Origin of the sequence: Neobacillus fumarioli NBRC 102428 (assembly GCF_001591485.1) — a bacterium.
GTDB classification, from domain to species: domain Bacteria; phylum Bacillota; class Bacilli; order Bacillales; family Cytobacillaceae; genus Neobacillus; species Neobacillus fumarioli.
This window is the reverse complement of record NZ_BCUZ01000069.1, coordinates 1-13,362: the sequence shown is the minus strand read 5'-3', so window position 1 is coordinate 13,362 and position 13,362 is coordinate 1. Positions and strand designations below refer to the sequence as shown.

At 35.6% G+C, this 13,362-nt stretch carries 20 protein-coding genes and 1 pseudogene; 10 read left to right on the top strand and 11 right to left on the bottom strand.

The window, feature by feature from the left end; genetic code table 11:
- Positions 1-12 precede the first annotated feature (12 nt).
- Positions 13-792, bottom strand: a complete 780-nt coding sequence (yidC, locus tag BFU02S_RS10810) for a membrane protein insertase YidC (RefSeq protein ID WP_066370324.1) — start codon at positions 790-792, stop codon at positions 13-15.
- Positions 793-1,275: 483 nt separating this feature from the next.
- Positions 1,276-1,728 (bottom strand): cupredoxin domain-containing protein, encoded by a 453-nt coding sequence (locus tag BFU02S_RS10800; protein ID WP_157075903.1) that lies wholly within the window; start codon positions 1,726-1,728, stop codon positions 1,276-1,278.
- A gap of 239 nt (positions 1,729-1,967) precedes the next feature.
- Between BFU02S_RS10800 and mprF the strand changes: the two genes are divergently transcribed.
- Complete coding sequence (gene mprF / locus BFU02S_RS10795; protein ID WP_066370317.1) at positions 1,968-4,484, top strand: bifunctional lysylphosphatidylglycerol flippase/synthetase MprF; 2,517 nt, start codon at positions 1,968-1,970, stop codon at positions 4,482-4,484.
- A 38-nt stretch (positions 4,485-4,522) separates the two neighbouring features.
- Here the strand turns inward: mprF and BFU02S_RS10790 are convergent, their stop codons facing one another.
- On the bottom strand, positions 4,523-4,795 hold the full coding sequence (locus BFU02S_RS10790) for a hypothetical protein (protein ID WP_066370315.1): 273 nt from the start codon (positions 4,793-4,795) through the stop codon (positions 4,523-4,525).
- Between the two features lie 159 nt (positions 4,796-4,954).
- On the opposite strand from BFU02S_RS10790, the gene BFU02S_RS10785 reads away from it, so the two are divergent.
- Positions 4,955-5,443, top strand: a complete 489-nt coding sequence (locus BFU02S_RS10785) for an Hsp20/alpha crystallin family protein (RefSeq protein ID WP_066370311.1) — start codon at positions 4,955-4,957, stop codon at positions 5,441-5,443.
- 80 nt (positions 5,444-5,523) lie between these two features.
- Positions 5,524-5,940 carry a hypothetical protein gene (locus BFU02S_RS10780; RefSeq protein WP_066370309.1) on the top strand — a complete coding sequence of 139 codons (417 nt, stop codon included), beginning with the start codon at positions 5,524-5,526 and terminating at the stop codon, positions 5,938-5,940.
- Between the two features lie 80 nt (positions 5,941-6,020).
- Here the strand turns inward: BFU02S_RS10780 and BFU02S_RS10775 are convergent, their stop codons facing one another.
- Positions 6,021-6,263 carry a YkuS family protein gene (locus BFU02S_RS10775; protein ID WP_066370308.1) on the bottom strand — a complete coding sequence of 81 codons (243 nt, stop codon included), beginning with the start codon at positions 6,261-6,263 and terminating at the stop codon, positions 6,021-6,023.
- Between the two features lie 98 nt (positions 6,264-6,361).
- Here BFU02S_RS10775 and BFU02S_RS16410 point away from each other — a divergent pair, with 98 nt between their 5' ends.
- Positions 6,362-6,493 (top strand): YuzL family protein, encoded by a 132-nt coding sequence (locus BFU02S_RS16410; protein ID WP_084361078.1) that lies wholly within the window; start codon positions 6,362-6,364, stop codon positions 6,491-6,493.
- A 36-nt stretch (positions 6,494-6,529) separates the two neighbouring features.
- Here the strand turns inward: BFU02S_RS16410 and BFU02S_RS10770 are convergent, their stop codons facing one another.
- Entirely contained in the window at positions 6,530-8,149 is a 1,620-nt protein-coding gene (locus tag BFU02S_RS10770) for an ABC-F family ATP-binding cassette domain-containing protein (RefSeq protein ID WP_066370304.1), read from the bottom strand.
- A 189-nt stretch (positions 8,150-8,338) separates the two neighbouring features.
- Between BFU02S_RS10770 and BFU02S_RS17505 the strand changes: the two genes are divergently transcribed.
- Entirely contained in the window at positions 8,339-8,473 is a 135-nt protein-coding gene (locus BFU02S_RS17505) for a hypothetical protein (RefSeq protein ID WP_268872901.1), read from the top strand.
- Between the two features lie 109 nt (positions 8,474-8,582).
- Here BFU02S_RS17505 and BFU02S_RS17015 read toward each other — a convergent pair whose 3' ends face one another.
- Complete coding sequence (locus tag BFU02S_RS17015; RefSeq protein ID WP_169797595.1) at positions 8,583-8,732, bottom strand: hypothetical protein; 150 nt, start codon at positions 8,730-8,732, stop codon at positions 8,583-8,585.
- Positions 8,733-8,802: 70 nt separating this feature from the next.
- On the opposite strand from BFU02S_RS17015, the gene BFU02S_RS16405 reads away from it, so the two are divergent.
- Positions 8,803-8,988 carry a cold-inducible protein YdjO-related protein gene (locus BFU02S_RS16405; protein WP_084361077.1) on the top strand — a complete coding sequence of 62 codons (186 nt, stop codon included), beginning with the start codon at positions 8,803-8,805 and terminating at the stop codon, positions 8,986-8,988.
- A gap of 48 nt (positions 8,989-9,036) precedes the next feature.
- On the opposite strand, the gene BFU02S_RS10765 is transcribed toward BFU02S_RS16405, so the two are convergent.
- From BFU02S_RS10765 to yhfH (BFU02S_RS16395), 3 genes are all read right to left on the bottom strand, one after another.
- Positions 9,037-9,222, bottom strand: a complete 186-nt coding sequence (locus BFU02S_RS10765; protein ID WP_066370302.1) for a hypothetical protein — start codon at positions 9,220-9,222, stop codon at positions 9,037-9,039.
- A gap of 101 nt (positions 9,223-9,323) precedes the next feature.
- Positions 9,324-9,458, bottom strand: a complete 135-nt coding sequence (yhfH, locus tag BFU02S_RS16400) for a protein YhfH (RefSeq protein ID WP_084361076.1) — start codon at positions 9,456-9,458, stop codon at positions 9,324-9,326.
- A gap of 77 nt (positions 9,459-9,535) precedes the next feature.
- On the bottom strand, positions 9,536-9,670 hold the full coding sequence (yhfH, locus tag BFU02S_RS16395; RefSeq protein ID WP_084361075.1) for a protein YhfH: 135 nt from the start codon (positions 9,668-9,670) through the stop codon (positions 9,536-9,538).
- Positions 9,671-9,813: 143 nt separating this feature from the next.
- Here yhfH (BFU02S_RS16395) and BFU02S_RS10760 point away from each other — a divergent pair.
- A pseudogene (locus tag BFU02S_RS10760) lies at positions 9,814-10,089 on the top strand (acyl-CoA dehydrogenase family protein); the annotation flags it as partial.
- A gap of 54 nt (positions 10,090-10,143) precedes the next feature.
- Entirely contained in the window at positions 10,144-10,305 is a 162-nt protein-coding gene (locus BFU02S_RS17010; RefSeq protein WP_169797594.1) for a hypothetical protein, read from the top strand.
- 31 nt (positions 10,306-10,336) lie between these two features.
- On the opposite strand, the gene BFU02S_RS10755 is transcribed toward BFU02S_RS17010, so the two are convergent.
- Positions 10,337-10,516 carry an H-type small acid-soluble spore protein gene (locus BFU02S_RS10755; RefSeq protein WP_066370296.1) on the bottom strand — a complete coding sequence of 60 codons (180 nt, stop codon included), beginning with the start codon at positions 10,514-10,516 and terminating at the stop codon, positions 10,337-10,339.
- Between the two features lie 26 nt (positions 10,517-10,542).
- Positions 10,543-10,731, bottom strand: coding sequence for a hypothetical protein (locus BFU02S_RS10750; RefSeq protein ID WP_066370293.1), 189 nt, complete (start codon positions 10,729-10,731; stop codon positions 10,543-10,545).
- 400 nt (positions 10,732-11,131) lie between these two features.
- On the opposite strand from BFU02S_RS10750, the gene ltaS reads away from it, so the two are divergent.
- Positions 11,132-13,069, top strand: a complete 1,938-nt coding sequence (ltaS, locus tag BFU02S_RS10745; RefSeq protein WP_066370327.1) for a lipoteichoic acid synthase — start codon at positions 11,132-11,134, stop codon at positions 13,067-13,069.
- Positions 13,070-13,197: 128 nt separating this feature from the next.
- Positions 13,198-13,326 (top strand): hypothetical protein, encoded by a 129-nt coding sequence (locus BFU02S_RS17500; RefSeq protein WP_268872900.1) that lies wholly within the window; start codon positions 13,198-13,200, stop codon positions 13,324-13,326.
- Positions 13,327-13,362 lie beyond the last annotated feature (36 nt).

Below are 13,362 nucleotides of genomic sequence, written 5' to 3'. Positions count from 1 at the left end.
CCCCTTAAAAATTTATTTACTTTTTGCCGGAACATCTACGGAAGCTTTGTAATATAATTTTTGGCTAATCATCGTTTGGATGGTTAAGAATGTTCCACCCACTGCCCAATAAAGCGGAAGAGCAGCAGGAGCACTAAATGAAAACATCACGATCATTAATGGAGAAAGCAAACCCATAAGTTTCATTTGCTCCTGTTGCTGTTTTGGCATCGTGGATTGGGAAACCCTAAACTGAAAATAATAAATTAACCCAGCAATAATAGTAAGAATGATATCAGGATGTCCCAAACTGAACCATAAAAATTTATGCTGCGCAATATCCTTCGAACTGCGAATCGCATAGTAAAAAGCAGTTAGGATCGGCATTTGAATAATGATTGGCAGACAGCCTATATTCAAAGGATTGACACCATGCTTTTGATAAAGACTCATCATTTCTGCCTGAAGTTCTTGTTTCTTTTTCGGATCTTTTTCAGCCTTCATTTTCTTTTGGATGGCATCCATTTCAGGTTTTAACGCATCCATTTTTTCCTTCATGGCCATTTGATTCTTATATTGTTTAAGCATTAATGGCATTAAGCAAAGTCTAATAATAAGGGTTACAATAATAATGGCTAATCCGTAGTTCCCATGGAAAACATTCGCAACAGACTTGATAATGGATGAGAATGTATCCACAAAATAATGCTGGAAAAATCCGGGATGATTGCTGTTTTGTGACGAACATGCTGATAATACAATAGTTGTGAATGATAATACTAAAATGAATAATAGAGATCGTTTCTTGTTCATATTTTCCTCCTTAAAGTAGGCATAATTTATAAAATAAAAAGGAGGGAAAATGGATCTTCAGCATCATCTTGAGAACATTTTTTTCTGCGGATGTTTTTGATAATTCGTATTAGGATGAAGCTGACGGTCAACCTGCATTTTTTCTTATAAAAAAATAATGGGTGAATAATTTTTGTGTTCCTTGTATAGGACTCAGGACTGATAAAGGAATACTCTACACTCCATGCCCAAATATATTTTAATACTAATCCTAAATAAATGCTAATATACAGTGCATTTAAAGTATTGATATCCGAATGATCAAGCAGTATTTGAAACAAAAATTTCACCTCGCAAAAAAGAACCAATGATATGAGTATATAAAAGAATAAGTAAATAATCAATTTAAAATATAGCCATTTATATCTTACCGTAATTTACGTATTTGGGTAATAGGTTCCTAGCACTACTTCATGAAAAAAACAGGAGAAATCATTCCTCCTGTTAATTTACAACAATATAAGCGATCATTGGCCCATTGTGCTGACGATCTGCATGAGCTTCGCAAACTAGTTGATAGGTTCCCGGTTTATTAATCTGGAGGGGTACCACTGTTTCTTCTCCTTTTTTTACAATTCCCTTTATATCAGTTCCTTCAATATAAAAGGGATGATCACCGCCGTTAATACCGCTGATATATAGTTTTACTTTTTCCCCATGATTAATAACGATGGTACCAGGGTTCCAGCGATATACTTCAATTTCCTTTCCATTTTTCATTTTCGTTTTAAATTCTGCTGTCACCATATGAAACTCAGGGACATTTTTGCTTGCTGGCTGATTAAATACCGCGACATCTCCAGCCTTTAGCATAAACCATGCCGAAATGGAAGCAAGCATCACTCCAATTGCTATAAAAAATAATAATGTTTCTTTCGTAAAAACCAATAATTTCACTTGAGCCCCCCCTTATCTTCTTTTACTTTATACTTATGCTGACAAGTACAGAAAACTTGTCTATTTTTTTAACCGTTTAGAGATTAAAGAACAGAAGAATTGCAAAATGAATCGGTTGAACAAACAATAAATTGTCAACAATGGTACTATACATTTTCACGAAAAATTATTCTCTTTGTTTTTGGGGCGGAAAAGCTTATATTTAATATAGGAATATATAAAATAGGTGGTTGGCGCTGTTGGGGTTGAAAAAAGAGAAGATCATAAGGGTCGTAAAATTTGTCTTCCCGTTGCTATTATTACTATTTGCCCTTTCGGAAATAAGGAAATTTACCCGGGATATTAATGTAAAACTTCTTGAGACTGAACTAAATCATTTAAATATCTTCATTTTATTTATTATATTGGCCATTACTTTTACAGCTGTTTTGCCGATGGTTCTTTATGATGTTATTTTATTTAAAATTTTAAAGGTCAAAAAACTTAAATGGGAACTTTTGGAGCAATCGTTTATTGCGAATACTTTTTCTAATTTAATTGGCTTTGGCGGAATTGTAGGGGCTATGTTAAGGGCCTACTTTTTCCATAAACTTGAACCTGACAATCGCAAGCTTCTTGGAGTCATTGCTTCGGTTTCCTTCTTTTACTTAACAGGTATTTCTGTCCTCTCATGGGTTGTGATAACAAGCTACCGCCATTATCCGTTGTTTGTTAATTCAAGCTGGCTATATTACGCTGCTGTTGGTGTAGGTCTTTATTTGCCTGTTTTCTATATTATCCATCTATTTCAGTCAAAAAAGGATCATAAATCCCTTATGGACACGAAGGCAGGCATCAAACTAGTTTGTGTCTCAATAATGGAATGGTTTGCTGTATTTTTTGCTATATTTCTGTTGAATAAATTATTGGCGCTCAATATCTCCATACGAAATTTATTTCCTGTCTATGTTGTTGCCGCATGCGCCGGTATTATTAGTATGATCCCCGGCGGGCTAGGCTCCTTTGATTTAATATTTTTATTGGGAACGCGGGATTTACATGTGGGAGAAGAAAAGGTTCTTGTTTTATTGTTATTTTATCGGATTGGTTACTATTTCGTTCCATTTTTGATGAGCTTAATATTTTTTATCAAACTGTATTGGAATAAGTGGAATCAATCATGGAACGACTTGCCGAAAGCCATTATTCAAGGAATTAGCCATATTATTTTAACCATTCTTGTCTTTTCGTCAGGTTTAATTATGCTTTTATCTGCAAGCATTCCCGGGATTATGTCACGGCTTAGATTAGCTAAAGAACTTTTGTCGTTCCCAATTATAAATATTTCCCATCAGCTCTCTGTTGCTGCCGGTTTTTTACTACTTGGCCTTTCTCGTGGGATTGAATATCGTGTGAAACGAACTTATGAACTGACAATGTTTGCCCTGATCCTTGCTGCTTTGTTTTCAATTTTTAAGGGGATTGATTATGAAGAAGCGATCTTTCTCATTATTGTTGCTTTAATACTTAGAGCTTCTAAGGGACAGTTTTATCGGGAGAGTTATGTATTGACTTGGGGAAAAACCATATTTGATATTATTGTTATTTTGGTTATTACATCGATGTATCTTATTATCGGCTATTTAAATCTGCCGACAGCTAAATTAGTGATGCCTAAAAAGCTTATTCCCTATGTGATTGTCAACTATCATGATTTGTTTTTTAGTGCAATCATTGGTCTTTTAATTGCTTCAATCATATTTATGCTGGGCTATTTGATTAGCCTTCCTGAAAAGTGGAAATTCGAAACATCCGAGAGTCAAGAACAAGACATTTATGATCACTTAAAGGAATATCAAGGAAATTCGTTGTCGCATTTAATTTTCTTGCATGATAAATTTATTTTTTGGAATCACAAGAAAAATGTTTTGATTCCTTTTCAAAAATATGCCGATAAATTAGTGATCCTAGGTGATCCAATTGGTGATAAAAATGAGTTCTTGAACGCTATTGAGGAATTTCAGGAAAAAGCAGATTTATACGGATATACGCTTGTTTTCTACCAAGTAAGCGATGAGATGATGCCATATCTTCATAATCATGGGTTTGCCTTTTTTAAATTAGGTGAAGAAGTGTTTGTGGATTTAAATACTTTTTCTCTTTCAGAAACAAGGATAAAGGGTTTCGTGCGATTGCGTGCTAAAAAATATTCCTGCCAAGTAGTAGAGCCGCCCTTAAATCCAGATTTGCTGAAGGAATTGAGAGAGGTATCGGATGATTGGCTGCAGGGAAGGGAGGAACAAGGATTTTCACTTGGCTTCTTTGATGAAAATTATTTAAATAGAGCGCCTATTGCTATTGTACAGGATGAAAATAAAAAAATTCTCGGTTTTGTTAGTATCATGTATGTTTATGATCACCATCAGACGGTTTCGATTGATTTAATGAGGATCAGGCCTGAAGCTCCGGAAGGAACTTTGGACTTTCTCCTTTTATCCATATTTGATTGGGCGAAGTCCCAAGAATATCATCGTTTTAATTTGGGGATGGCTCCATTGGCTAATGTCGGTTTATCGAAATTTGCCTTTTTAAGTGAGAAAATGGCGGCGCAGATTTTTCTACATGCACATTTTCTTTATCAGCTTCAAGAGTTGAGAAGATTTAAAGAGAAATATGCAGATATTCGAGAGCCGAAATATTTGGCCTACCGCAAGAAATCTTCCTTGCCGATCATTATGGCGCAAATAACTTTACTCATTTCTAAAAAAAGGAAATAAAACAATAAGCCTTTTTATGGAAAAGAAAAAACTGCTAATCAGCAGTTTTTTTCTATATCTTCTTGATTTTGAGCCGGACAAGATTCAAAAGAGGATGGGAAGTCAACTTGGTCTCGGTCATCAACAAAACTTCGACTACCAAATATGTTGCTATTGTCAGCGGAATTTTGCCCGAAACCTTGATTTTTTTTATCAGAATTGTACCACTCCGCGAGCAGATTTTGACCAATGTTTACGGCAGAGGCATTTTCAAAAGAATTAATTTTAATCATGAATATATTTATATTAATATATGGTGCTGGTGCTGGCATCTCATCTCCCCCTTACAATTGCTTATAAATATATGCTTTTTTTAGGGGGTTATGAGGTTTTATGCAAAAAAAGGATTAAATTCCATTCTTATTTCGTAAGATGAAAATAGGGGATTAGCTTGCAGTTGTTTCCTGATGGACGGGAGGGAGTGCAATGCAATGGATATGGAAAAATTGAAACAATGGCTGGAACTGGCAAAAAGTATGCAAGGCGGCGATTTCTGGGGCAATATTTTCGATGAGGGGGTTGCCAAGCAATTTATGAATGACCCTCAATTCGACACCCCTTCCCAAAGCACACACAATCAGCCCTCACGGGAAGACAGCTATTCGCGAACATTTCCAGTGATTGATATATTGGAGGGAGAAGAAGAAGTATTTGTTATTATTGAACTACCTGGAGTTACGAAAGAAAATATGCAACTTGGTTTAAATGGCAATGTTTTATCGATTAAAGGAAAAGTATTGCCGATTCACCCACTGATTAAGCCTTCCTATTCCGAAAGATTCTACGGTGACTTCCAACGGCAAATTACATTACCGGATCATGTAAACCCTGGGGATCTGAATGCAAAGTTCTGGAATGGTTTATTGGTCGTAAGATATGCAAGAAGCACGTTCAAAGGTGAAATTATTCCAATTGACTAATTGTTTTATATAAATGGACATGTAAAGACAAAGTTCCCATATATATGAAAGTAAGGTGAAGTAAGGGAGCGTTTGTCAATATGCCAATAAAAAATTTTTTCCTGATTTTTCGTAAAAGTGAATATGAACAGGAATTGAGAAGGAAATTGGCTTCCTTAGAGGCAAATTTTCAAGAATTAGAAAAAACGCTACAATCCCTTCAAGAGCAATCACCACATGAAGAAGTTAAAATTATCAAGGAACCGCCAATTATTATAGAAAAAGTCAATATTGAAAAAATTATATTGGATAAATATGAAGTAAACAATAATTTCGGCCAGCTAGGGATTAAAGAATTAAAAGGGAAGTTAAATATTGGTGCGACATATGGAAGTGAATTTACGCCAAAACAGGAAGAAGAGAGAGCAGAGAAGACAAGACATGAGAAAGTACAACCGGAAACAAAGCAAAAGCATCCGAAAATTCATATTCGATCGAGAAGAGAAAATGATGAATAAGAAAAGCCTAGAGTGCCCGCTGGCTTCTGGCTGTAGACAAAAAAGACTAAAGTTGGAATCCTTTAGTCTTTTAACTTTCATTATTGAAGTCTGTTTTCAACTGCTTGGCATACTTCGTCTGCAGACATTCCGTCCGCATCAATAACTGGAGCTTTGGTGTAGGTATCTTGCATGCCCATTACGTTTGAATCCAGCCCTGAAACAACGCAGCAATCACAATTCTTGGCATCAGATTCCTGTTTTAATTCGACTACATCATATCCTTTTTCCTTTAATGCTTGCTGAATATTTGTTAGAGATTGTTCTACTCCAATCTTTGCCATCCAAAACACCTCCTCTTTCTTTATCATGCCTAAAAATTAGGCAAATATTCCGTATAATGGGCGAATATAATCCAAATGCTAAAAGTGGAGGTGTTTGTATGAGTAAACGCAAATCTGATCCATCTAAAATTGGCCTCAGTTCTCCTCAAGTTGAAGGGCAGGGAACTACTTCAACAGAAACAGGTACAAGAATGGAACCGTCCTCAAGAAAGAAAAAGAAGAGTTATTAAAAAAATGGGGCACCAATTATTGGGTGCCCTAAAGTATTACTTATACATATCCGCTACTTGTTTTTGAATTTCCTCATTTTCAAGATATTCATCATAGGTCATTTGTTTATCAATTAACCCATTTGGAGTGAATTCAAAAATCCGGTTAGCAATAGTTTGAACAAACTGATGATCATGAGAAGCAAACAGGATAGAACCTTTAAAGTTGATCAATCCATTATTTAACGCCGTGATCGATTCCAGGTCCAGATGGTTGGTTGGCTCATCAAAGAGCAGAACGTTTGCCCCGGATAGCATCATTTTTGCAAGCATGCAGCGGACTTTTTCTCCTCCTGAAAGGACGCTGGCCTTTTTTAATACTTCTTCGCCAGAGAACAACATTCTTCCTAAAAATCCGCGCAAAAAGCTTTCACTGTCATCTTTTGGTGAAAATTGCCGCAGCCAATCTACCAGATTCAGCTCGCAGTTTTCAAAATACTCCGAGTTATCTTTAGGGAAATAGCTTTGCGTGGTAGTGATTCCCCATTTAAAAGTACCGCTGTCTGGTTCCATTTCCCCCATTAAAATTTTGAATAAAGTGGTTTTCGCTATTTCGTTTGTCCCGACAAGAGCAATTTTATCTCCCTTATTCATCGTAAAGCTGATATGATCAAGAACCTTGATGCCGTCGATTGTTTTGGTAAGATTCTCAACCCTCAACAAGTCATTGCCAATTTCCCGTTCAGGCGTAAATCCTGCATATGGATAGCGGCGGGAAGACGGTTTGATATCTTCCAATGTAATTTTTTCTAACAGCTTTTTGCGGGACGTAGCTTGCTTTGATTTTGATGCATTGGCGCTGAAACGGGCAATGAAGTTTTGTAGCTCTTTAATCTTTTCTTCTTTCTTTTTATTGGCTTCTTGGGCCATTTTTAATGCGAGCTGGCTGGATTCATACCAAAAATCATAGTTTCCAACATAAATTTGAATTTTGCCATAATCCAAATCCGCAATATGGGTACAAACTTTGTTTAAAAAATGGCGGTCGTGCGAAACGACAATAACAGTGTTTTCAAAATTGATTAAGAATTCTTCCAGCCATTGAATCGCTTTAATATCTAAGTGGTTTGTCGGCTCATCGAGCAGGAGGACGTCCGGCTTGCCGAACAACGCTTGGGCGAGGAGCACTTTCACTTTTTCTGCACCGGTCAGCTCGTGCATCAGCTTATTGTGCAGCTCCTCTTGGATTCCGAGACCTTTTAATAGAATTGCTGCCTCAAATTCGGCCTCCCAGCCATTTAGCTCGGCAAATTCTCCTTCTAATTCAGCAGCTCGCATTCCATCTTCATCCGTAAAGTTTTCCCTCATATAAATTGCATCTTTTTCCTGCATCACTTGATAAAGTCTTGCATGCCCCATAATGACGGTTTTCAGGACCTCATATTCTTCATATTCAAAGTGATTTTGCTTTAATACAGCCATACGTTCATTTGGCCCAAGATGAACGGTTCCCGTCTGCGGCTCAATTTCGCCGGCTAGAATTTTTAAAAAGGTAGATTTTCCAGCCCCATTTGCTCCAATAAGGCCGTAACAATTACCCGGTGTGAACTTAATGTTTACATCTTCAAATAATTTGCGGTCTCCATATCTTAAACTAACATTGTTTACAGTGATCATATAAATATTATCCTCCAAAAAAACATATTGCCAATAATTATACCATTAATTTATGAGAAGATCGAATTTTAGTAATGAATAGGTTTATGACAAAAGTAATATTTTCTAAAAAATTTTTTCTTTTTAACACTTTATTCATATTTTTGGTGTAGAATTGGGGTAAGAAGGAAATAAAAGAAGGTGAAAAGTGTGGCCAAAAAGCAGCTTCTTGATCTTGTAAATAAATTGAAAAATGCTGGTATAAAAGTAAGTTTAACAAAACCAAAGTCTGATTATCACTTACCATTACAGCCAATAAAAAAATATCCTTCATCTGTGAATTAATGACAAATATAGGCCATAAAAAGCGATTAATCCAAAGGACTAACCGCTTTTTTATTTCTGAATAAGTTGAACACCCTGCAGGCCGCAGCGGAAACTCTACATAAAGGGTTTATATTTCATTTTTTTTCCTAGATCTTAAATATTGGTTAGCAAGAAGCCGCTTAACTTCATTATAACTCAATCCCGACTGGCTGTTTAATCTTTTCACTTTTTCAATATCAGTACCAACAATCGTATAACGTTTCTGTTTTTCTTTCAATATTATTCACTCCGATCTGACATGAAATGAAAGATTTAGGGTATACTACAAACTAAAGGAGGAGGTTCCAATCTTTTACGGTAAACGGGCAAAAGAAGAAGCTGTTGAAACAATTTTGATAAACACAGAAGTTTATTCTTGTACAGATGACTCATGTATCGGGTGGATGAGAAAAGAGTTCGTTACAGAAGACTTGCTTTGCCCTATGTGCGGTAATGAAATGGTACATGAAATCAGAGAGCTTCCAAAAATTTAAGTGCCAAAAAGACTGTCTTTATTTAATGACAGTCTTTTGTACTTTATATTACAAATTTTCGTTTTGCTGGCCAATTTCACCTGCTGCCAAGATGGAATTAGCTTCTTTAAGATATTCATGTTCATCAACAGAATCCCCTGGAACATGTTTTAAATTTGGGAAGACCGCCCCATTCTGAATGGTAATCAACCTTTCTTTAGGGGCAGTAGTCAAATAATCTTTCTTTTTAGTCATCCTTAACTCATCTCCTTAAGTAAAGGATTTACCTGAAAAGAACTGGTTATGCGCATTCATGTTGATTGAAAAAAACTCCAGATTGCACTGGAGTATTTCGTTTATTCTTCTTTATTTGCCAGGCAGCGATCACATTCCATTAAATAAGATTCTGCCTGCTCATCAATTTGTTGGCCGCATTCTGAACATTGTTTTTTAGGTAAATTACGAAAAAATTCAATTGGATTTATTAACATGCAAAACATCTCCTTTATTAAAACAGATTATCTTTTTGTCTATTTGTTATAGTACAGATGGATCAAAAAAATAAGTGCTATTCTTCTTTCTTTGCCAAGCAACGATCACATTCCATTAAATAAGATTCTGCTTGTTCTTCCATTATTTGGCCGCATTCTGGACATTGCTTCTTGATTAAATTACGAAAAAATTCGACTGGACTTGTTAACATTTTTTATTCCTCCTTTATTAATACAGTTTATTAATTATCCATTTGTTATAGTACAGTATAAACCAAAAAAATAAAAATGTGTAGACTTTTTTAAAAATTATTTTTCTTGTTTGAATAATAAGATTTTTATCATATTATCTAAATGGTTATATGCTGCCGCAAACGAATGGGATTATGCTTCTAACGAACAAAAAGAAAAGATGGCCCATGTTCTTGGAGCAGTTAAATTAACTGTAACGAATTTAGCAATTGAAGTAGTTGATTTAGCGATGAGAATTGTCGGAGCTAAAAGCCTTTCATTGCAAAATCCGCTTCAACGTTTATATAGGGATGTCAGAGCTGGGCTCCATAACCCTCCAATGGATGATATGACTATGCAGCTACTGGTAAAATACAGTATTTTTAAATCTAACCAATAAAGATTAGATTATGTCCCATTTGGACACCTTACTCTATAAAAGGAGTGAGGAAATATGCCAAGAGGGAAAAAACTAGAACAGCTTCCGATGGCACATAGTGCACCAGGAGCAGGGAAAAATGCCAGCCAATTTGACAGAGAGGTTCTTGAATCAATTGTGTCAAAGGAACAGCCGCAGCCAAGTGAGATCGAAAGGGAAAATGAAGATATGATATAAGGCAGGAAGGATGCTTCCTGCCTTAAACATGTTATTCCTCAATTAGTTCATGTATTTCAACCGTTGAACGTTCCTCGCCGGGTCCGCGCAAATGAACGGTTGCGGTTCTTCCATCTTCATTTAATTGGTCAATCCAGACGGATACCCCATTATATTTTACTTCAATATCTGCGGAAGAAGATAAAATTTGCTTTACACGGTTTGCATCCATAATCTCACTCCTTGAATGTTTTTACATTACCGATTAAATGGATAATTGATTTTAATTCCATTGATGGACCCTGGCTCGTTAGTTTCTGTTAGACGGCATAAATAATTTTCCAATTCTATTTGCAGTTCTTTAGGAGCTCCTGGTTCTAAATGCCAATTCCCTGGTTCATCAACGAAATAGGGACTTTTGGTAAATTCAGGACGTATTCTAAGCATGGAAAAGACCCTCCTGTTCAAAAGTTTTTCCCTTTTTATCCTTTGCAAAGGCATGTAAATTTATGAATGTGGTTCAAAATAAGTCAAATTTCATATTGTACGAACGATCATAAAGCGCTTACGATATAGGAATGGACATCAAATGTTAAGAGAGATTGAAACAGCTTGAAAACTCTTTCGTCTTATATGATTGAAACTAATAACGGTCATGTCCAAATAAAATCTGACATAGAATAAGGTGAATAAAGATTTTTGTCGAATTTTAAAATAGGGATTAACATAATATGGGATTATTTATGTTTTTCTTTTTTGGAAAAATATGATATATTAGGTGGGGTTCGTTTACCGAAGAAGCTTTGGTAAGTGAGAGGAGAAAATTAAAATGAATACAATAGGATTAATGAAAAAATTAAAAAACAGTCATATTACTTTTTTTGTAATTGCAGTTGTTCTATTTTGGATGAAAACCTATATAGCATACCGAATTGAATTTAAGCTAGGTATTGATAATAGCCTTCAGAAGTTTTTATTATTCCTGAACCCGTTAAGTTCGTCTCTGTTCTTTTTAGGACTGGCACTGTTTTTTAAGAAACATACTAAACTACTAATGATTATTATCAATTTTTTGCTGTCTTTTTTACTATATGCCAATATTGTTTATTATCGCTTTTTTAATGACTTCATTACGATCCCTGTTTTATTGCAGGCAAAATCAAACGGTGGACAGCTTGGTGAAAGTATTTATTCATTAATGCATCCCTTGGATCTATTTTATTTTTCAGATTGCATGATATTAATGATTTTGGCACTGACTGTATTTAGAAAAGCAAATGCCGAGAACAGAAAATCTTATAAAATCGTTCTTTTGTTGGGAGTCACCATTTTCTTATTCAACTTAGGATTAGCTGAAAAGGACCGTCCTCAGCTGCTTTCGCGTTCATTTGACCGGAATTATTTAGTGAAATATCTAGGTGCCTATAATTTTACCATTTATGATGCCATTCAAAATATTGAATCATCCAGTGAACGCGCGCTCGCCGATTCCAGCGATATTACAGATATTCAAAACTACCGTAATGCCAACTATACGCCGCCAAATCCGGCTTATTTCGGTAAAGCAAAGGGCATGAATGTGATCTTTATTTCAATGGAATCATTCCAAAACTTTATGATCGATTTTAAAATGCCTGACGGTCAGGAAGTAACACCGTTTTTAAATTCTTTGATCCATGACCCTAATACTTTCTATTTTAATAACTTCTATCATCAAACAGGTCAAGGAAAAACCTCTGATGCGGAATTTTTAATGGAAAACTCGTTATATCCGCTGCCACAGGGTGCTGTTTTTGTTAATAAAGCGTTAAACACCTATCAAGCAACACCTGCAATTTTAAAAGGGTATGGCTATCATTCTGCTGTATTCCATGGAAACTATAAAACATTCTGGAACCGTAATGTCATGTATAAAGCATTAGGTTATGATCAATTCTTTGATGCTGAATACTATGACATGTCGCCGGAAAATAAAAAGAACTATGGTATGAAGGATAAACCATATTTTCAAGAATCCATGCCAATGCTGGAGAAATTGAAGCAGCCATTCTATGCGAAATTTATAACTTTATCAAACCATTTCCCATTTGCAATGGACCCGCAGGATACAAATTTCCCGGCATTTGATACGGATGATACAGTTGTCAATCAATATTTCCAATCTGCTAATTATATGGATCAGGCATTAGAACAATTCTGTAATGCTTTAAAAGCAGACGGATTATGGAATAAGACTGTCCTTGTGTTTTATGGAGACCACTATGGAATTTCCGAAAATCATAATGAAGCAATGACGAAAGTGCTTGGCAAGGAAATTACTCCAGTTGTTAATGCCAAATTACAGCAAGTACCGTTAATCATTCGTGTACCTGGTGTAAAAGGCGGTATTCAGACCCAAGTTGGCGGAGAAATAGATGTCCGCCCAACTGTCCTGCATTTATTAGGAATTGATACAAAAGATTACATGGAGTTTGGATCAGATCTCTTATCTAAACAGCACCGCAAATGGGCATTATTCAGAAACGGTGATTTTGTATCTGATAAAGTGATTCAAGTAAATGATAAGTGCTATGATGCACAGACGGAGCAGCTGCTTGGCTCAAATGATCTATGTAAGGATATTGATACAAGAGTGAAAACAGAGCTCGTGATGTCTGATGACATTGTTAATAAGGACTTGCTGAGGTTTTATAAACCAAAGGGTTTTAAGCCGATAAACCCGGATGATTATAATTATCTCGGACCGAAAGGAAACAAAGGATCAAAGCCTGTTTCTAAAAATTAAATGGAAAAAGCCTGATTTTGTAAATCAGGCTTTTTGCCATTTTAAAATTTATATCCCCCCAGAAAAAATAAGGAAACATTCGAACCTTCTAGTACAGTAAATATAAATTTTACTCTGGAGGTTAGATTATGGGAATGATCGTCATTGATATTGATAAACTACTAGATGCAACAGCGGATCTAACATCTGACAAAAACTTTAAAATCAAGCAGATGGAGATTGACAAACTCCTTGAAAACACGAAAGATTGGCAATGAAAATAAAAATGTCTCCTAAATATTTAGGAGGCATTT

Coding starts and splice junctions, on each gene's coding strand:
- yidC (WP_066370324.1), bottom strand. CDS start 792: ATGAACAAGAAACGATCTCTATTATTCATTTTAGTATTATCATTCACA.
- BFU02S_RS10790 (WP_066370315.1), bottom strand. CDS start 4,795: ATGCCAGCACCAGCACCATATATTAATATAAATATATTCATGATTAAA.
- BFU02S_RS10785 (WP_066370311.1), top strand. CDS start 4,955: ATGGATATGGAAAAATTGAAACAATGGCTGGAACTGGCAAAAAGTATG.
- BFU02S_RS10780 (WP_066370309.1), top strand. CDS start 5,524: ATGCCAATAAAAAATTTTTTCCTGATTTTTCGTAAAAGTGAATATGAA.
- BFU02S_RS10775 (WP_066370308.1), bottom strand. CDS start 6,263: ATGGCAAAGATTGGAGTAGAACAATCTCTAACAAATATTCAGCAAGCA.
- BFU02S_RS16410 (WP_084361078.1), top strand. CDS start 6,362: ATGAGTAAACGCAAATCTGATCCATCTAAAATTGGCCTCAGTTCTCCT.
- BFU02S_RS10770 (WP_066370304.1), bottom strand. CDS start 8,149: ATGATCACTGTAAACAATGTTAGTTTAAGATATGGAGACCGCAAATTA.
- BFU02S_RS10765 (WP_066370302.1), bottom strand. CDS start 9,222: ATGACTAAAAAGAAAGATTATTTGACTACTGCCCCTAAAGAAAGGTTG.
- yhfH (WP_084361076.1), bottom strand. CDS start 9,458: ATGTTAATAAATCCAATTGAATTTTTTCGTAATTTACCTAAAAAACAA.
- yhfH (WP_084361075.1), bottom strand. CDS start 9,670: ATGTTAACAAGTCCAGTCGAATTTTTTCGTAATTTAATCAAGAAGCAA.
- BFU02S_RS17010 (WP_169797594.1), top strand. CDS start 10,144: ATGCCAAGAGGGAAAAAACTAGAACAGCTTCCGATGGCACATAGTGCA.
- BFU02S_RS10755 (WP_066370296.1), bottom strand. CDS start 10,516: ATGGATGCAAACCGTGTAAAGCAAATTTTATCTTCTTCCGCAGATATT.
- BFU02S_RS10750 (WP_066370293.1), bottom strand. CDS start 10,731: ATGCTTAGAATACGTCCTGAATTTACCAAAAGTCCCTATTTCGTTGAT.
- ltaS (WP_066370327.1), top strand. CDS start 11,132: ATGAAAAAATTAAAAAACAGTCATATTACTTTTTTTGTAATTGCAGTT.
- BFU02S_RS17500 (WP_268872900.1), top strand. CDS start 13,198: ATGGGAATGATCGTCATTGATATTGATAAACTACTAGATGCAACAGCG.